The organism is Streptomyces sp. NPDC016459 (assembly GCF_040632845.1).
Taxonomy (GTDB): domain Bacteria; phylum Actinomycetota; class Actinomycetes; order Streptomycetales; family Streptomycetaceae; genus Streptomyces.
Map to the genome: position 1 here is coordinate 111,324 of NZ_JBEYCR010000008.1, position 18,142 is coordinate 129,465.

General features: G+C 73.6%; 15 protein-coding genes. 7 read left to right on the forward strand and 8 right to left on the reverse strand.

The features are described from left to right. Positions 1-89 precede the first annotated feature (89 nt). On the reverse strand, positions 90-1,112 hold the full coding sequence (locus tag ABZ567_RS20775) for a LacI family DNA-binding transcriptional regulator (RefSeq protein ID WP_360791994.1): 1,023 nt from the start codon (positions 1,110-1,112) through the stop codon (positions 90-92). Positions 1,113-1,599: 487 nt separating this feature from the next. Between ABZ567_RS20775 and ABZ567_RS20780 the strand changes: the two genes are divergently transcribed. Next, positions 1,600-3,333 (forward strand): discoidin domain-containing protein, encoded by a 1,734-nt coding sequence (locus ABZ567_RS20780; protein WP_360791997.1) that lies wholly within the window; start codon positions 1,600-1,602, stop codon positions 3,331-3,333. Positions 3,334-3,724: 391 nt separating this feature from the next. On the opposite strand, the gene ABZ567_RS20785 is transcribed toward ABZ567_RS20780, so the two are convergent. The 4 genes from ABZ567_RS20785 to ABZ567_RS20800 form a co-directional block, all read right to left on the reverse strand. Then, on the reverse strand, positions 3,725-4,936 hold the full coding sequence (locus ABZ567_RS20785; protein WP_360792000.1) for a galactosyltransferase-related protein: 1,212 nt from the start codon (positions 4,934-4,936) through the stop codon (positions 3,725-3,727). Positions 4,937-5,050: 114 nt separating this feature from the next. Further along, a complete protein-coding gene (locus tag ABZ567_RS20790) occupies positions 5,051-5,716 on the reverse strand; it encodes an HAD family phosphatase (RefSeq protein WP_360792003.1) in 666 nt (221 codons plus the stop codon). Between the two features lie 12 nt (positions 5,717-5,728). After that, entirely contained in the window at positions 5,729-7,357 is a 1,629-nt protein-coding gene (locus ABZ567_RS20795) for an MFS transporter (protein ID WP_360792006.1), read from the reverse strand. 105 nt (positions 7,358-7,462) lie between these two features. Beyond that, positions 7,463-8,938 (reverse strand): amidase family protein, encoded by a 1,476-nt coding sequence (locus ABZ567_RS20800; protein ID WP_360792009.1) that lies wholly within the window; start codon positions 8,936-8,938, stop codon positions 7,463-7,465. Between the two features lie 430 nt (positions 8,939-9,368). On the opposite strand from ABZ567_RS20800, the gene ABZ567_RS20805 reads away from it, so the two are divergent. The 6 genes from ABZ567_RS20805 to ABZ567_RS20830 all read left to right on the forward strand — a co-directional run bounded on the left by ABZ567_RS20805 (position 9,369) and on the right by ABZ567_RS20830 (position 15,866). Then, on the forward strand, positions 9,369-10,508 hold the full coding sequence (locus ABZ567_RS20805) for a transposase (protein WP_360792012.1): 1,140 nt from the start codon (positions 9,369-9,371) through the stop codon (positions 10,506-10,508). Positions 10,509-10,845: 337 nt separating this feature from the next. Then, positions 10,846-11,871, forward strand: a complete 1,026-nt coding sequence (locus tag ABZ567_RS20810; protein WP_360792015.1) for a 50S ribosomal protein L11 methyltransferase — start codon at positions 10,846-10,848, stop codon at positions 11,869-11,871. Between the two features lie 120 nt (positions 11,872-11,991). Further along, a complete protein-coding gene (locus ABZ567_RS20815) occupies positions 11,992-13,413 on the forward strand; it encodes an iron-containing redox enzyme family protein (RefSeq protein WP_360792018.1) in 1,422 nt (473 codons plus the stop codon). After that, positions 13,401-13,736 carry a Rieske 2Fe-2S domain-containing protein gene (locus tag ABZ567_RS20820; protein ID WP_360792021.1) on the forward strand — a complete coding sequence of 112 codons (336 nt, stop codon included), beginning with the start codon at positions 13,401-13,403 and terminating at the stop codon, positions 13,734-13,736. The genes ABZ567_RS20815 and ABZ567_RS20820 overlap by 13 nt, the downstream gene beginning before the upstream one ends. A 52-nt stretch (positions 13,737-13,788) precedes the next feature. Then, complete coding sequence (locus ABZ567_RS20825; protein ID WP_360792025.1) at positions 13,789-15,198, forward strand: ATP-grasp domain-containing protein; 1,410 nt, start codon at positions 13,789-13,791, stop codon at positions 15,196-15,198. Continuing rightward, complete coding sequence (locus ABZ567_RS20830; protein ID WP_360792028.1) at positions 15,195-15,866, forward strand: LysE family transporter; 672 nt, start codon at positions 15,195-15,197, stop codon at positions 15,864-15,866. The genes ABZ567_RS20825 and ABZ567_RS20830 overlap by 4 nt, the downstream gene beginning before the upstream one ends. 75 nt (positions 15,867-15,941) lie before the next feature. On the opposite strand, the gene ABZ567_RS20835 is transcribed toward ABZ567_RS20830, so the two are convergent. From ABZ567_RS20835 to ABZ567_RS20845, 3 genes are read right to left on the reverse strand one after another with little or no spacing between them, the layout of a single operon-like run. Next, complete coding sequence (locus ABZ567_RS20835) at positions 15,942-16,466, reverse strand: methylated-DNA--[protein]-cysteine S-methyltransferase (protein WP_360792031.1); 525 nt, start codon at positions 16,464-16,466, stop codon at positions 15,942-15,944. A gap of 50 nt (positions 16,467-16,516) precedes the next feature. After that, entirely contained in the window at positions 16,517-17,473 is a 957-nt protein-coding gene (locus ABZ567_RS20840; protein WP_360792034.1) for an Ada metal-binding domain-containing protein, read from the reverse strand. Continuing rightward, a complete protein-coding gene (locus ABZ567_RS20845) occupies positions 17,470-18,039 on the reverse strand; it encodes a sigma-70 family RNA polymerase sigma factor (RefSeq protein ID WP_360792036.1) in 570 nt (189 codons plus the stop codon). Before ABZ567_RS20845 ends, ABZ567_RS20840 begins: the two co-directional genes overlap by 4 nt. Positions 18,040-18,142: the final 103 nt, after the last annotated feature.

Here is an 18,142-nt window from a genome sequence, read left to right on the forward strand (position 1 = left end):
ACAGGCGCCGTGCCGGCGTCCCGACGTAGCGGTCGATGCGGCCGGAAACACGCGTGCGGTCCTTCAGCGGCGCCAAGTCTCCGTTTCGTTCAGGTGGACTCCCGCACCACCAGTTCGTTGGGCATGATCACAGGCTCCAGGGCCTGCCCTGCCAGCAGGCCGAGCAGGAGGCGGACGGCGGCCGACGCCTGGTCGGCCATCGGGCTGCGCACCGTGGTCAGCGGCGGGGCACTGTAGGCAGCGGCCTCGATGTCGTCGAAGCCGACGACGGCAACATCGTCCGGTACGCGCCGCCCCATCTCCCTCAATGTCCGCAGAGCACCGATCGCCATCAGGTCGTTGGCTGCGAACACCGCGTCGAGGGACGGCTCGTCGGCCAGGAGCTGACGCATCGCTTCGGCGCCGGAGATCCGGGTGAAGTCGCCCAGCGCCACCAACGGGCGCCGTCCGGTGGCGCCCAGGGTCTCGCGGTAGCCCGCGAGGCGTTCGCGGGCGTCGCTGAGATCCAGTGGCCCGGTGACGGTGGCGATGCGTTTCCGCCCTCGGTTCAGGAGATGGCGCACGGCGAGGTCGGCACCGCCGACGTTGTCCAGGTCCACGTAGGGCACGGCCGGGGCCGCGGTGCGGCCGAAGGAGACAATCGGCAGCGAAGTCCTGGCCAGCAGGGCGGGCAGCGGGTCGGCGCCGTGCAGGGAGAGGAGAAGGACGCCGTCCACGTTGCCGGCGGCCACGTAGCTTTCGACGCGGGCCCGGCTCCGGTCGGACTCCGCGAGCATGAGCACCACCTGTTTGTCGGCCGCCTCCAGTTCGCGGCTTGCGGCCCGCACCACGGTGGAGAACAGCGGGTCGTCGGAGAGCACTCCCTGCGGCGGGTCGGAGACGACCATCGCGATCGCGTCCGTCCTGCGCGTCACCAGTTTGCGGGCCGCCGCATTGGGGACGTATCCCAGTTCGCGTACGGCGCGCATCACCACGTCCCGGATCTCCGGCGCAACGGTGTGTTCACCATTGACCACCCGCGACACGCTCGACTTGGACACGCCGGCACGTGCCGCGACTACGTCCAACGTGGGTCGCTTCGCCCCGGACCGCCTCGCTGCCCCCGGTGCCATCTGCCGCCCCCGTCTGTCGTGCCCGTACTGTCGCGGCGCTCGGTGTCGCCGAACCGCCGTCCGGACGGGGCCGCGTCGGCACATCGTCCTGCCCCGACCTTACGAAATGCCCGGGCGTCCGCAATCCCCCGGTCCGGAAGAGGACCGGCACTCGTGCGGGACCGTTCCGTTCCGGTAGTCCACATGCCGCCGACGCCGTGGCGTTCAGGGAGCGCTCCCTGGCCAAGGGCGGGGTGGGCGGGCGCCTGCCGGGACACGACCGGGAAGTGGACCCACTCGACGATGACTGCCGTCTGACCAACGCGACGAGGGAACTGTCCACAATTAGGCTGCGATAGACAAGTTTTGATTGTCCATCAGATGCTGAGGCCATGCTTCCTCCTGCCGTGTCGAGACCCTTGACACCTCCTCGCGACAGCAGCAGGCTCCCCCTCCAGGGAGCGCTCCCTGACGTTCTCACCCCACGCATCCGCTTCGAGGAGCCGCCATGAGTCCGATGCGCCGCCGCCTGGGCCTGCTCATAGCCCTCGCGGTCACCCTGCTGTCGCTCGCCGGCCTGTCCGGCCCTCCGCCAGCCCACGCCGCCGACACCCTGCTCTCCCAAGGCAGACCGGTGACGGTCTCATCCACGGAGAACCCGTTCGCCGGCGCCAACGCCGTGGACGGCGACCTCGGCACCCGCTGGTCCAGCGCCTTCGCCGACCCCCAGTGGATCCAGGTCGACCTGGGTGCTTCCGCCAAGATCAGCGAGGTCTCCCTGAGCTGGGAAGCCGCCTACGCCAAGGCGTTCCAGGTCCAGGTGTCCGCCGACGCCCGTACCTGGTCCACGGTGCACGAGACCTCCGTGGGCCCCGGTGGCAATCAGCGGATGAGCGTATCGGGAACCGGCCGGTACGTCCGCGTGTACGGCACGCAGCGGGCCACCCAGTACGGCTACTCCCTGTGGGAGTTCCAGGTGTACGGCACGAAGGACACCGGCGGCGACCCGGACCCCGCCCCCGGTGAGAAGCTCCTGTCCTACGGCAGGACCGGCGCGGCGTCCAGCTCGCAGACCGACGGACACTGCTGGGAGTGCACCCCGGCCCGCGCCTTCGACCGCGACCCCGCCTCCCGCTGGGCGACCAGTCCCACGAACGGCTGGGTCGACCCGGCCTGGATCTCCGTCGATCTGGGCGCGACGGCGCAGATCAGCAGGGTGGTGCTCCAGTGGGACCCGGCGTACGCCAAGGCGTTCCAGATCCAGGTCTCTCCCGACAACGCGAACTGGACCCCGATCTACTCGACCACGACGGGGACCGGGTTGAAGCAGACCCTGGCCGTGTCCGGCACCGTCCGGTACGTCCGCATGTATGGCACCCAGCGGGCCACCCAGTACGGCTACTCCCTGTGGGAGTTCCAGGTGTACGGCACCGGCGGAGCGCCGATCACCCCGCCTCCGCTGCCGCCCGACCCCGCCGACCCGCCCCGGATCGTCTGGCAGGACGAGTTCAACACCCCGGCGGGCACCAAGCCGGACCCGGCCAAGTGGACCGCGGACCCCGGGACCGGCCCCAACAACGAGCTGGAGTACTACACCAACCACGACAACGCGAGCATGGACGGCGCAGGGCACCTCGTCATAGAGGCCCGCAAGCAGGCCACCCCCGGCACCTCGTGCCCGACCGACCCGCTCACCGGGAGCGGCACCTGCCAGTACACCTCAGCCCGGATGAACACCGGCAACAAGTTCGAGTTCACGTACGGCAGGGTCGAGGCACGGATCAAGGTGCCCAAGGGCAACGGACTGTGGCCCGCCTTCTGGATGATGGGCGCCGACTTCCTCGACGGCCGCCCGTGGCCGTACAACGGCGAGGTCGACATCATGGAGGTCCTCGGCAAGGACGTGAAGACCTCGTACTCGACCGTCCACGCTCCGGCGTACAACGGTGGTGGTGGCATCGGAGCGTCCTACCGGCTTCCGGGGGACGTCGACTACTCCGACGACTTCCACGTGTGGGCCGCGCACTGGGACAGCAAGGGCATCGTCTACAGCCTCGACGGCCGGACCGTCCTCACACTCGACAAGGCCGAGATCGAGCGGACCCGCGGCCCGTGGGTCTTCGATCACCCCTTCTACCTGATCCTCAACCTCGCCGTCGGCGGCGACTGGCCCGGACCGACCGACGCCTCGACTCCCTTCCCGGCGAAGATGCTGGTGGACTACGTGCGGGTCTACCAGTGACCGGCCGTTCATGACCGTCACCGCATGAACCCCGGCGGCCGCCACCGGCCGCCGGGCGCCCATGGGCCACGTGGCCGGGATCGGCGCTCCCGGCCACTCCGTGTCCGCGAGGCGCGCGGGATCGTCGGGTGCGGGCGATCGAGCCGCAGCCGGCAGGGACAGTCCCGGTGCCGGTCGCGGGGCCTGTGTGGCTCGCGCCGTGCAGGCCCCGGCGGGTCAGCTTGATCAGGAAGGAACATCCCCATGCTGTTGTCAAGCCGCCAGCGTGACGGGCAACGGGCCCTCGCAGCACTCTCCGTTGCGGAGCACTGAGGAGGCGCCCGGCGGGCGCCGGGCGAAGACCGAGCGGTACGGGGCCGGCGCCCCCGCTCCACCAGCCGGAAGCGGGCGCTCAGCCACCGTTCCGGTCGAGGCGACCGAAGTCGGAGTCGCAGGGCCAGCTGCAGAAGCCGGCACGTTCGACCTCCTGGTAGAAGGGGATGTCGTCGTCGCCCCGGTGGGCCGCCCGGTCGTGGTGGAGGTGGACGAGCGGGTCGCGGTGCCGGTCCATCGGTCCGTACCGCTCGACGCGCCAGACGAAGTCCTGGTCCTCGCCGCCCCAGCCGCAGAAGCGCTCGTCCATCCCGCCGATCCGGGTGTAGAGATCCTCACGCAGCCAGACGCAGCCGCCGGGCGGCCGACGCAGGTGGACGCCGCGCAGCCGGTCCTGGCCGGGGGCCGGCCGGTGGTCGAGGCAGCGGGTGCGGACGGCGTCCGCGCTGGAGGCCGGGTCGAGGAACAGCAGGTCCTCGAACGGCCAGTGCGCCTGGGTGCCCGGCTGCCGGAAGCGCTCGACGGCGCGCGCGACGAAGTCGCGGTCGACGAGGATGTCGCCGTCAAGGACGCAGACCAGTTCGGCGGGCCGGGCCCCGTGCACCACGCCGACGTTGACGGTCCAGGACTTGTTGAACCGGCCCGGGTCGGGGGCGAAGACGTAGGAGTCGCAGGCGTCGGTGAACATCCGGTCCCAGTGCGGCCGTTCGTCGCTCTCCACCACCACGACGCGATAGCGCTCACGCGGGTGCGACTGGTCGGCGAGAGCATTGAGCACGGCCGCGAGGTTGCGGACCCGGCCGGTGGCTCCGTCGGGGGCGCGGAACGGGATGACGACGGCCGCGTCGACGGGGTGCCCGCCGTGGTGCGGTGGGCGGGCCACGGAGGCCAGCAGCTCGGCGGGGTCCGGCGCGGGGCCCACGGCCGGCCGGCCGGCCGCTCCGGGCTGGACCAGCAGCCGGGACAACGACTCGGTGCGGGCGGCGGCCACGCGCAGCGCGTCGACGGCCCCGTCCTCGCCCTCGGGCCGACCGAGCAGTCCGGTGAGCGCGGCGGTGAGCCGGGCGGCGGCGTGGTCGTCGGCCGGGTCGTCGGTCAGCCGGTCGGCGGCTGCCCCGACCTGCTCGTCGTCGAGGGCGGTGAGCGCTTTGGCGGCGGTGCGGTGGGCGTCGGCGGACCAGTCCCAGTAGTCGGGGGCGACGGCGCGCGCGACCGGATCGTGCAGCAGGACCAGGCTGCTGGTGACGGCGGCGGCCAGCGCGGCGGGCTCGGACGGGCGGGCGGCGGACATCGGTCGTCTCCCCACGGTGTCGACGGGCGCGGTGGGCGGATGAGAGCAGGGTGGGCGGTGAGCGGGCAGGAGAGGTGAGCGGATGAGGGGGCGGCGCCGGAGGAACGGTGGCGGTCAGCTCGCGGGGGCGACCTCGGTCCAGCGCAGCGCGGTGAGGTCGGGGACCACCAGGTCGGCGTGGGCGAGGTCGGCCGCGCCGTGGGTGGTGGTGAGGGCGACGCAGCGCAGCCCGGCGGCCTTGGCGGCGCGGATGCCGGCCGGGGCGTCCTCGAAGGCGAGGCCGTCGGCGGGGTGGACGCCGAGGGAGCGGCAAGCGGCGAGGAAACCTTGCGGGTCGGGCTTGCCGGCGGTGACGTCCTCGGCGGTGACGATGACCTGGAACAGGCCGGTCCCGCCGACGTGTTCCAGCAGCTCGGTGGCGTGGGCACGCAGGCCGGAGGTGACCACCGCGAGCGGGACGCCCCTGCCGTGCAGGTCGGCGAGGAGGTCGGCGGCGCCGGGGACGGCGTACGGCGGCGGGCTGTCGGGGCCCATCAGGTAGCCGCAGGCCTCCTCGAACAGCTCGTCGACGGTGTGGCCGGGGAAGCGGTCGACGTGGTCGGCCAGGGCCTCCTGCCCGCGCCGCCCGACGAAGGTCGCGAGCAGGGCGTCGTCGCAGGGCAGGCCGTGGGTGGTGAACAGCCGGGTCCAGGCGGCCCGGCTGCGGTGCTCGGTCGCCACCAGGGTGCCGTCGAGGTCGAACAGCGCGGCCTTGGCGTGGAGGTGGTGGAGCGCGGTCATGGCGGTTCGTCCTTACGTGGTGCGGTCGGCTTCCGAAGCGCGGCCCGCGGCGGGCGCGCCGGGTCGTTCTCTGGTGGTGAACACCGGGCCCGCCGGTTCGGTTGCACCGGCCGCGGGGCCTGCCCCGGTCTTCGGAACGACGGTCGCCGCCCCGGCCTGCCCCGGCGCGGCGGCCGCGGCCCCCTCCTCGTCGGATTCCGGTCCCGGTCCCGATCCCTGCCCCGGACCCGACTCCGTGGCCGCCGCCCGCAGCGCGGCCAGGCCGCAGAGCGCGGCGATCAGGGCGAGCCCGGCGCAGACCAGCGCCCAGGCGCCCCCCGGACCGACTCCGTCGCTGCGGCCGAGCCAGGTGTAGACCGCTCCGAACAAGGCGATGCCGGTGACACCGACGACGGTGGAGAGGGTGTTGACGGTCCCGCTGAGCGTCGCCGCGAAGCGCGACGGGACGGCGGTGGTGAGCAGGTTGAGCAGGGCGGTGTGGCTGAGGCCGAGCCCGAAGCCGCCGGCGCACAGCACGGCGGTCAGCGGCCAGATGGCGGTGCCCTCCCCCGCGGGGACGACGGGGGCGAGGGCGTAGGCGGCGGTGAGCAGGGCGCAGCCGATGACCGGCAACAGCCGGGCGAGCCGCTGCGGGGACCGGCCGATGACCGGCCCGGCCAGCCCGAAGGCGAGGACCCAGCCCAGCGGCACGAGTCCGGCCTGCCAGGCGGGCAGCAGCAGCTGGCCCTGGAGGTGCAGGGAGAGCAGGTAGAGCATGGCCAGGTAGGTCAGCGTGGTCCCGGCGTACGAGGCAAGCGCCCAGCGGACGGCGGGGGCGGACAGCGGCCGCAGGTCGAGCGCGGGGGTGTCGCCCCGGGCGATGACGCGCCGCTCGGTGCGGATCAGCTGGACGCCGAGCGGGACGGCGGCGGCCAGCAGGATCCAGATCCAGTCCGGCTTCTCCAGACTGAGCGGGATCAGGACGGCGAGGGTCGCGGCGGCGAGCAGCACGGTGCCGGGTACGTCGTTGTCGCCGCGCCGGACGTCGGCGGGGGCCGGCCGGTCGTGCGGGAGCAGGGTGACGCCGAGCGCCAGGATCAGCACGCCGATCGGCACGTTGAGCAGGAAGACGGCGCGCCAGCCGGTGCCGAGGATGTCGGCGGAGACGATGGTGCCGCCGAGGACCTGGCCGAGCGCCGCGCCGCCGGAGAGAGTGAGGGCGTTCCAGCCGAGGGCCTTGGCGCGGGCGGAGCCGGTGTACCAGCGGTGGATGCCGACCAGGACCTGGGAGATCATCAGCGAGGTGGCCGCGCCCTGCAGGCAGCGGCCGGCGATGAGGACCGGGGTGCTGCCGGCCAGGCCGCAGCCGAGCGAGGCGAGGGTGAACAGGGCGAGGCCCCACAGGTACACGCGGCGCACGCCCTGGCGCTCGCCGAGCCGGGCGGCCGGGGCCAGCAGGACCGCCGAGCACAGCGCGTAGGCGGTGACCATCAGGGTGAGTTCGGAACTGCTCACGTGCAGGTCGGCGCTGACCGCCGGAGCGGCGAGGTTGACAATGGCCAGGTCGATGTTGGCCATCGCCTGCCCGATCAGCAGGACCAGCAGCGCGGTGCCGCTGGGCCCGGTTCGTCCGCCGGCGCTCTGCCCGGTGGTGGCGTGCACGGTGTCTCCCCTCGTCGCTCCCCGCCGGCGAGGTCCGTCCGCGCGGGAAGATCGTTCCCCTGCTTGAACACCGGCCGGCCCGGTCGGGTTGCGTCCGCCGCCGGGTCAGGCGCTGAGGACGCCCAGGCCGAGGTCCCGGTAGCCGGCGGCCCAGGGCCGGTGCTTCTCCAGGGCGGCGGCGGCGCGGATGACCAGCGCGTCCCCTCGGCGGCGGGCGGCGACCTGCAGGCCGACGGGCACGCCGTTGCCCGCCCGGCCGACGGGCACGGAGGCGGCGGGGCTGCCGATCAGGTTGTACGGGCTGGTGAGGGACCAGCCGACGTACGGGTCGACGCGCTGCCCGGCGACGGTGTCGGGGCCGACGGTGTCGCGGCCGGGGGAGTTGGGGATGCCGGCCACGGAGTTCACCGGGCTGACGATCAGGTCGTAGCGGTCGAAGACGCTCTCGAAGGCGTAGAGCACCCGCGTGCGGCCGAGGTCCTCCAGGCGGAAGTCGACGGCGCTGAGCGACTGTCCGACGCGTACGGAGTCGAGGTAGCCGGGGTCGATGGAGCCGGCGTAGGCGCCGAGCAGGTCGATGCCGCTGTCGCGGGAGATGGCGGCGGACTCGGCGTGCGCGACGGACAGGTAGCGGCGCCACATGGCGGTGAGTTCGGCGTGCGGCAGCGGCAGTTCGAAGTCGATCTCCTCGACGGTGGCCCCGGCCGCCCGCAGTGCGGGCAGCGCAGCCCGCACCACGGCCTCGACCTCGGGCTCGACGGGGTACCCGCCGAGGTCGGGGCTGTAGGCGACGGTCAGCCCGGTCAGGTCGCCGTGCAGCTCGTCGGCGAGTCGGCCGGTCACCGGGTACGAGTACGGGTCGTACGGGTGCTCGCCCGACATCAGGTCGACGCCCAGGGCGGCGTCGGCGACGGTGCGGGCGAGGGTGGAGTAGCAGACCATCGGGTTGTAGCGCCGGAAGGCGTTGGGCTTGGCGGGGACGGCGACCCGGCCGAAGCTGGGCATCAGGGTGAAGACCCCGCAGAACGCGGCGGGTACGCGCAGCGAGCCGCCGGCGTCGGAGCCCTGGGCGAGCGGCACCATGCCGGCGGCTACGGCGGCGGCGCTGCCGCCGGACGAGCCGCCGGCGTTCATCGCGGGGTTGAACGGCGTGGAGGCTGGCCCGAAGAGGGCACTGTCGGTGGTGGCCTTGAAGCCGAACTCGGGGGTGTTGGTCTTCCCGACGACGATCGCCCCGGCCTCTTCGAGGCGGGCGACGCAGGAGATGGTCTCCTGCGGGACGTCCTCGGCGAACACCAGCGAACCGCGGGCCATGCGCACGCCGGCCACGGGGTCGAGGTCCTTCACCCCGATGGGCACCCCGTGCAGCGGGCCGAGCTCGGCGCCGGAGCCGACGGCCCGCTCGGCGTCGGCGGCCCGCTCCAGGGCGCGCTCGCCGCAGACGGTCACGAAGGCGTTCACGGCGGGGTCGGTCTTCTCGATCCGGTCCAGTGCGGCCTGGACGGCCTCGACCGGAGAGATCTCCCGCCGGCGGATCGCATCGGCGAGCCGGGTGGCGCTGAGTTCGGTGCTGTCGGTCATCTGCTGCCTCGCACTGGTTCGACTGGTGGCTCCGAGAGCCGGGCGAGAGGGAGAACACCGGGTCGGCCGCCCGGGTTGCACGGCGGCGGTCCGGGTTGTGCGGGAGCCGCCCGGGATGCGGGGCGGCGGTCTCCGGGTCGAGCGGCGGCCCGGCGGTGCGTGCGGGCGCCGGTCCGGCGGCGCGGTCACCGGTACGCGCCTCGCGGGCGGGCTGCCGTGCGCGCGATTCGCGTCCGTGCGGTCACCGGTAGGCGACCCGCGGGCCGGGCCGCCGTGCGCGCGATTCGCGTCCGTGCGGTCCCCGCCGCGGTCCTCTTGGGATCCGCGCGCGTACCGGATCGATCCGGTCCGATCAAGACTTACCACATGCCCGACGCTCCGCTAGTCTCGCCGCAGAATCGGCAGGTCTAGACCTATCGGAGATCCGCCCATGGTCGCAGTGCCCCGTTCACCCCAAGCCCGGCCCGGTGGTCCCGCCACCCGCCCCGACCTGGTGCGACTGCTCGGTCGGCACTTCACCCGGGCCGAGCCGCGCGACAGCGCCCTCGCCTACGTCCGCGCGCTGCTGGCCGATCCGACCCGCGGCGGAGCCGCCGAGATCGCCGCGCGCACCGGCGCGGACAACGCCTGGAGCACCCAGCGGCTGCTCACCCGCACGGTCTGGGACGCCGACCTGCTGCGCGACAGCGTCCGCGCCCACGTGGTGCCACTGCTCGGGGCGTCCGGCCCGTACGCGGTGCTCTGCCGGCACGAGACGGCGCGGACCGGAGCGGGGGCCGTCGCGGTCGCCCCCGCCTCGGCGCGTGCTCCCGGCCGGGAGCGCAACACCCAGGTCGCCGCCCTGCTGTGCTACGTGTCCGGCGGCGCGGGCGCGCTGATCGACCGCGAGCTGTACCTGCCGCCCCGTTGGACCTCCGACCCGGCGCGCTGCGCCCGCGCGGGCGTGCCCCCTGAGCGGGCCCAGCCGCGCGGCATGGCCGCCCTCGGCCAGGAGATGCTGGAACGGGCGCTCGCCGCGACCGTGCCGATCGGCTGGGTGTTCGGCGGCCCCGACTTCGCCGACCCGCACCTGCGCCAGTGGCTGTGCCGCCGCCGGCTTCCCTTCTGCGTCGAGCTCCCGCAACTCCCCAGCGTGCAGGCAGAGTCCGAGTTATCGGCCGCGGGCGGCAAGCCCGGCCGGGAGGAGTCCTGGCAACTTCTGGGCCGCGACCTGGGGGCGGTCTACGGGCATCCCGCCCCCGGCTTCCGGCTCACCCTGCTGGCCCGCCGGCGGCCCGCCGGACACACCGCGCGCTTCCTGCTGCACGTGCCCGCCTCCGCACCCGACCTGCCCGCCGCCCGAGCCGCGGCGGCGGCCGGCCGCGCCGCCGCCCGAGCCGTCCGCGAGGCAGACGCCCGGGCCGGCCTGAGCAGCCATCACGTCCGCAGCTGGGTGGCCTGGTACCGGCACACCACGCTGGCGATGACCGCGGCCGCGCTGCGTCTGGAAGGCGGGCCGGCGGCGGACGGAGAAGCAGCGGACGGGGCCGCGCGCGGGGCTCCGCCGACGCGTCCGCACAGGTCGGACTGAATGGTTCCCCATTCCCGGAACCGTTTCCGGTTGTACAAGTACCGCTCCTCGCGGGGCGTGCTTGCCACCCCGACTCGGGTGATGTTCTAATCGCATCGGCGGAAAGCGGTTTCGAGTGCGCACGCAATGCACCCTCGAATTTATCCACCGTTTATATTGAATTGTCCGGCACCCGGGATCTCCATTCTTTTCGCGCCTCGGTCGGCCTCGATGAGTTCTCCGCAAATTCGCGGAGAGTTCAGGTTCCTCATCGGGGTGAGCGCGGTCCCGGCCTCTGTACAGCGTGTCTCGAATAGCCATTCCTACCAGGAGTCTGCGAAGCGACATGCCCCCATTGATGAGTGTCACCAGCCCGACGGCCGAGCAAGAGGTCCGGCTCGTCCTGGCGGGTCTGAGGGCTCGGGCCGAGGAGCTGAGCCGGGTCGCCGAGGCCACGGCGCGAATGCTGGCCTCGCCGGACAGTCTGACCCCGTCGGCGCCCCTCTTCCGCGAGTTCGTGCGCGAGGCGGTGCCGCGCTGGCACTTCGCCATGCTCAACGACCACGAGCGCAACGACGCACTGGCCACCGCCCTGGAGCGGGTGATCCCGCGCGGCGGCACCGTACTGGACATCGGCGCGGGCACCGGCCTGCTGGCGATGACCGCGGTGCGGGCCGGCGCCGAACACGTCTACAGCTGTGAGGCCAACCCGCTGATGGCGGAGGTGGCCCGGCAGGTGGTGGCGGACGAGGGCTTCGCCGACCGGGTGACCGTGCTGACCTGCCGCTCCGACGAGCTGGTGGTCGGCCGCGAACTGCCGCGCCGGGTCGACGCGGTGATCTCCGAGATCGTGGACTGCGGACTGATCGGCGAGGGCATCCTGCCCTCCGTACGGCACGCCCGCAGCGAACTGCTGGCCACGAACGGCGTGATGCTGCCGAAGGGGGCCCGGCTCCTCGGGATGCTCCTGCAGAGCGAGAACGCCGTGAACCTCAACCGCGTCGACCGGGCCGGCGGTTTCGACGTGTCCCGCCTCAACGCCCTCTCCACCCCGGGCCACTTCCCGATTCGGCTGCACACCTGGCCGCACCGCGTCCTCTCCGAGCCGCAGGAGCTGGCCTCCTTCGACTTCGCCGCCGACCCGCTCGGCCCCGGTGGCAGCAAACTCGCCGTCCCGGTGCGGGAGTCGGGGACGGTGCACGCCCTGGTCGCCTGGTTCGAGCTGGACCTCGGCGGCGGGGTGACCCTGCGCAACTCGCCGGACAACGTCGGCTCGCACTGGATGCAGGCGCTTCTGCCGCTGGCCGAGCCGGTCGAGGCGGAGGCCGGCGAGACCCTCCTGCTCGACCTGGTGTGGACCGACACCCACCTCTCCCTGGCCTGAGCCCCGCAGGCCGCCGCCGGAACCCGGCCGCGCGCACCCCGCCGTCACCGGAACCCGGCCGCCCGCACCCGACGCCGCCAGGCCCGCGCCCCCACCGACCAGCGGAAGGCAGATCCGAACATGTCGCACGCACCCGTACCGTACGAGCCGTTCGAACTGCGCGGCGAGGCGCTGCGCGAGGCGGTGCTGGCCTACGCCGCCAACCCGCTCTACACCGACAACCAGGAGTGGGAGAACTCCGACAACCCCTATCGACGCCAGCTGCGCCCGCAGGTGCTGCCCCACCTCGACTTCGACCGGGTGGCCCCCCGGGACCGGATCCTGGAGTACAGCAGCCTGGCCGCGCAGCGCCTGCTCACCAGCATCTACGAGGCCGACCTGGTGTTCTTCCCCAAGGGCGGCCTCGGCGGGCAGGGCGAGGACTTCCGCCGCTACTACAGCCCCGGCAACCGGGCCCGCGGCGAGCTGATACGCCCCGCCCTGGAACGCTTCGCCTTCGGCTTCCTGGAGCAGGAGGTGGAGGTCAGCGGGGACTGGACCACCGAGGGCCTGCTCACCTACCTGGAGGGCCTCGACGTCCTCGCCCAGGCTGAGCCGTCCCCCGCCGAGAAGGCGATCCGCGATTCCACCGACCCGCAGCGGGCCGCCCGGAAATGGCTCATCCAGTTCGCACCGGACTTCCTCTCCGAAGCCTCCCCGATGGCCCGGAACGTGCTCGGCTATTACGGGCCCGAGCAGTCGGAATGGTTCAAGATACTGATCGACGAATACGGCTACGGCGTCCACGACACGAAGCACAGCACGCTTTTCGAAGCCACCCTGGAATCGGTCGGCCTCGGCTCCGACGTGCACCGATACTGGCAGTACTACCTGGTGTCCAGTCTGGCCCTGAACAACTACTTCCACTACCTCGGGAAGAACCACGAGCACTTCTTCCGGTACATCGGCGCGCTCTACTACACCGAGAGCGTGCTCGTGGACTTCTGCCGCCGCGCGGACAGCCTGCTGACCGACGTTTTCGACGGCTCCGTGGACACCCGCTACTTCACCGAGCACGTCCACATCGACCAGCACCACGGCCGGATGGCGTTGGAGAAGCTGGTCAAGCCGCTCATCGCCCGGCACGGCGAACAGATCATCCCCGAGATCGTGCGCGGCATCGAGGAGTTCCGCCTCCTGAGCGACATCGCCGACGAGGACTTCGCCACCCAGATCGCCTGGATGGACGACGCCGACCGCTACGCGAAACTGCACGACCCGGTGTACGCGGCGATCGTCGAGGGCCGCATCGACCCCCCGCTCGCCAACGTCTTCGAACCCCGCGGCGAGCTCTCCAACACCCACAGCCACGAGGGCGACGAGCTCTGCCACATCGTCAGCGGCACCATGCGGTTCGTCAGCGGCTTCAACTCCTACCGGATCCTGGAAGCCGGCGAGGGCACGGTCATCCAGCGCAACAGGCTGCACGGCGCGATCATCGAGTCCGAGGAGTGCGCTTACCAGATCTACTCGGTGGGGGACTACCGCGCATGCCTCTCGTGACCTTCAAGGTCAGCGGCACGGACAACTGCGTCCGGATCGACGACCTGCCCTATGTGTACATCCGCACCGAGGCGGGCGGGTCGGTGCTCGCCGCCTCCTGCCCGCACCGGGGCGGACCGCTGCACCTCGGCACCCCGGACGCCGACAACCGGCGCCTGGTCTGCCCCTGGCACGAGCGGGGCACCTCGCTCAGCCGGCTGCGCCGCCTGGTGCCGGCCGTCCGCACCGGCGACACCGTGACCGCAGTACTGCCGGGCCCGGCCGACGCCGACGTGGAACTCTGCCACCTCCCGCTGTCCCCGGCGCTCGCCGCCGGAGCCTGACGCGCCCCGGGGGCGGCCCACGCGGCGGCCCCCGGGAGACAGGACCGCCCCCGTGACCTCCTCCCCCGCCACGCCGTCCGCACCGGTCGCCGTCATCGTCGACCCCTTCTCCTCCGGCGCCCGGTACGCGCCCGAGTTCGCCGCCCTCGGCGTCCCCTCGGTCGCGGTCAGCTCCCTGCCCGAGGTCCCCGCCGCCTACGCGGACTCCTGGGACCCCGACCGCTACCGGCGCCTCTTCACCTACGACGGTGACCTGGAGAAGCTGGTCTCCCGGCTCCGCCCGCTGGGCGTCCGCTGCGTGCTGGCCGGCGCCGAGAGCGGGGTCGAGCTCGCCGACCGGCTCACCGAACGGCTGCTCCCCGAGCAGGCCAACGCCCCGGCACTCTCGGCGGCCCGCCGCGACAAGGGCGCCATGGCGCAGGCGCTGCGCACCGCGGGCGTCCCGGCTATCCGGCAGATCTGCACCGACGACCGGACCGCTGTACAGGACTGGATCGACCGGGAGGGCCTGACGGGCCGCGACCTGGTCGTCAAGCCGCCCCGCAGCGGCAGCACGGACGGCGTCACCCGGGTCCCGGCCGGCGCGGACTGGCGGGTGCCCTTCGACGCCCAGCTGGGCAGGATCAACCAGTGGCACAACCTCAACGACCGCATGATGGTGCAGGAGTACGCCCGGGGCACCGAGTTCGTCGTCGACACCTTCAGCCACGGCGGCCGGCACACCGTCGCCGACATCTGCCGCTACGGCAAGGTCGACAACGGCGAGCAGATGGCCGTGTACGAGACCCTCACCTGGGTCTCCCCCGACGACCCGGCGGCCGGGGAACTCACCCGCTACGCCGAGGCGGTGCTCGACGCGGTGGGACTGCGGCAGGGGACCGCGCACATCGAGATCATGCTGACCGCCGAGGGCCCCCGCCTGATCGAGATCAACTCCCGCCCTCACGGTGGCGGCCACCCCGCGTTCAACCTGGCCGCCACCGGCGACAGCCAGGTGCACCGGGCCGTGCGCTGGCACGTGACCGGGGAGAGCGCCCCCAAGGGCTACCGCCTGCTGCGGCACATGACCGTGGTGTTCCTGATCGCCCGGCGCTCCGGGACGGTGTCCGGCGCGGCCGCCCTGGACGGGATCGCCGAGCTGGCCTCCCACCACCACTCGGCGATCCGGCTCCGGGACGGCGACCGGATCGAGGCCACCCGGGACCTGCTCGGCACCCTCACCCTCGGCTTCGTGGTGCTCGCACACACCGATCCCGCCCAGGTCGAGCGGGACGTGGCCCGGGTCCGCGCCATGGAAGCCGCCGTCGTGATCGCACCGGAGCCGGGACCCGGGCCGGGGGCCGCGCCGGAACCGGCTGCGGAATCCGCCCCGCGGCCCGCTCCGGAGCCCGCCGCCGCGGAGCCCGTCGCTCCGGAGCCCGCCGCTCCGGAGCCGGCCGCCCCGGGCCGCGCCGCGCGGTGATCCCGGCAGCCCTCGCCGCTGCCGCCAGCCCGGTCTTCCTGGCCAGCTGCGCGGCGGTGGTGTGCAGCCCCGGCCCGGACAGCATGCTGCTGCTCCGCCTGGTCAGCCGCACCCGCCGCCGTCCTCCCGTGCTGGCCGCCGCCCTCGGCATGCTGCTGGCCGGCGCCGGCTACGCGGTGCTGGCGATCACCGGCAGCATGGCCGTGGTGGCGCTGCGCCCCGGACTCTTCCTGGCCTGGCAGGCGGCCGGCGCGCTGGTGCTGGCAGTGACCGGCGTCCGGGCGCTGTGGGAGGCATTGCGCCCGGCGCCCGCCGACCCCGAGGCCGACGACCCGGGCGCGCCTGCGGCCGACCGGCTGCCCCGCCACCTGCTGCTCGGCTTCCTCTGCACGGCGGGCAACCCCAAGGTCGGGCTGTTCCTGACGGTCTTCCTGCCGCAGTTCCTGCCCCCCGAGGCGTCGCCGGCCGGCTCGCTGCCTCTGCTGGCCGCGGTCTACCTGTCAATCTGCGCGCTCTGGCTGCTGCTGCTCACCGAGGTCGGGGTGCGGGTCGTGTCCGCGCGCGGTGCGGGCGGCCGGACCGCCTTCCCCCCGGTCGCCTCCCGGATCGGCGGCGCGGTGGTCGGCGTGGTCCTGCTGCTCCTCGCCGCCGGGCTGCTGCTCCGATGAGTGCCGAGGCGCCGGCCACCGCCCGGGGGCCGCTGACCGTCAGGAGATCGCTGGCCGCCCGGGGACCGCTGACCGTCAGGAGACCTGTGCGGCGGGCCGCCCGCCCTCCAGGTCGAGGAGGAACCGCTTGGCCTCGACCCCGCCCGCGTACCCGGTCAGCGCCCCCGACGCGCCGAGCACCCGGTGGCAGGGCAGCACCACGCACAGCGGGTTCGCGCCGAGCGCCGCGCCCACTGCGCGGGCCGCCGTCGGTCGGCCGGCCAGCACCGCCACCTCGCCGTACCGCGCGGTCCGGCCGTAGCCGACGCCGCCGAGCGTGGCCAGCACCGTACGCCCGAAGTCGGTGCTCAGGCGCAGGTCCACCGGCACGGTGAACTCCCGGGTGCGGCCCGCCAGATAGGCGTCGATCTGCTCGGCCGCCTCCCGCAGCACCGCATGCCCGCCCGGGTCCGCGACCTCGTGCGGCGGCCGCAGACCCGCCCGTCGCAGCCGGTCGGCGGGGGCGGCCGACCAGCGGCAGGCCAGCAGCGCGCCGTCGTCGGCGAGCAGCGTCAGCCGGCCGACGGCCGTGTCGTGTTCGGTCTGGTAGCACTCGGTCATGCGGTGGTCCTTCGGCAGTGGGATGAGAGGAGGGAAGGGTGACGGAGGGGTCAGGCGGCCGCCGGGCGGCAGCTGAGGCACGCGCGGAAGCCGGCCGCGCGGGCGGCTTCCGCCGAGTGGAACGGCACCCGGTGCCGGTCGGTGATCCGGCGCGCATGGGCACAGGTGGGGTAGCAGAAGATACGGGTGGTGCCGCTGCCCAACCAGTGGGTGCCGTCGGCCGAGAAGCGGACGAGCCGCTCCTCGTCGATGCCCTCGTGCGCGCGCAGCCGGGCCACCAGCTCCGCGGGCAACCCGCACGCGACCGACCGCCCCTCCTCGTCGCTGAGCCGGTGCACCGGGATCAGCACCGGGGCCGGATTGGCCCGGACCGCCGCCGGCACCTCCGCCGCGTCCGCATCGGACAGCCCCGCCTCGCGGAGCAGCCAGCGCGCGGGCCGCAGCTGGCCACGCGGAATGGTCCGCACCGCCTCCAGCAGCCGCCGCCGCGCCTCCGGCAGCGTGCCGTAGTCGTAGCGCAGCGTCCGGTCCCGGCCGGTGCGCAGCGCCCCCACCACACCGGGCAGCGGCTTACGGCTGGGCAGCGCCGTACGCCCGGTCAGCCGCAGGTGCGCCTCCTCGAACGCCTCCGCGTCGGCGTGCCGGCCGGCGGGCGCGGCACCGGTGACGGCACCCCGGCCGAAAGCCACGAACAGATCGGTGACCGGGCCGTCGAGCAGGGTGTACCGGTCGTAGTCGTGGTCCGTGATCCCGGCCCGCCGCAGGATCCGGATCCCCAGATCCGCCGGCATGGGAACGCGCAGGACGTCGAGGCCGGGCAGGACGTCGAGGCCGGGCGGGGCGTCGTCGTCGGGCGGGGCGTCGGGACCGGGCGCGTCGCCGTACGGCAGGCCGTCCTCGTACGACCGGCCGTCCGTGAACCGCTGACGGGCAGCCCCGGGCACGGGCGTGCCGTTCACCCGGCGCCGGGCCGCACCGTCGGGGTCCTCGTCTCCGGGCCCGCTCATCCTCCCACCTCCTCCGCCGCCGGCCGGGGCATGTCGCGCAGTGCGGCCAGCCCTCTCGACACCTGTGCCTTGACCGTGCCGACCGGACGTCCCAGCAGCTCGGCGATCTCCGTGTAGCTCAGCTCACCCACGTGCCGCAGGACCACCGGCAGCCGGTGGTGCTCCGGCAGCGCGGCGAGCGCGGCCACCAGTCTCCCTCGTTCGTACGCGTGCTCCGCCCGTTGCTCGGGGCCGGGGCTCCCGTCCGCGAGCGGCAGGTCCTGGACGTCCACCCCCGCCTCTGCCGCCGGCCGGCGGGTCAGTGTGCGCACATGGTTGCGCCACACGTTGGTGCCGATCGCCAACAGCCACGCCCGCGGCTGGAGCGCCCGCCGCCGCTCCGGCGCATAGTCGCGCAACGCCGTGTAGGCCCGCAGGAAGGTGTCCTGCACCAGGTCCTCCACGTCGCGCGGCGACCCGTTCAGCCGCAGCAGCACCGCGTACACCGAGCCGCCGTGGGTCCGCACGAGCTCGGCGAACCCACGGTCGAGGTTCGCCGCGAGCAGCTCGGTGAGCGGAGCAGGCATCTCGTCCATCACCTCTCAGAACACCGCCGTCCGCGGATCGGTTGCACCGCCTCGGCGCGACGCTGCGGCGCGGGGCGCGGACCGGTGCCCGCCCGGGTGGCCA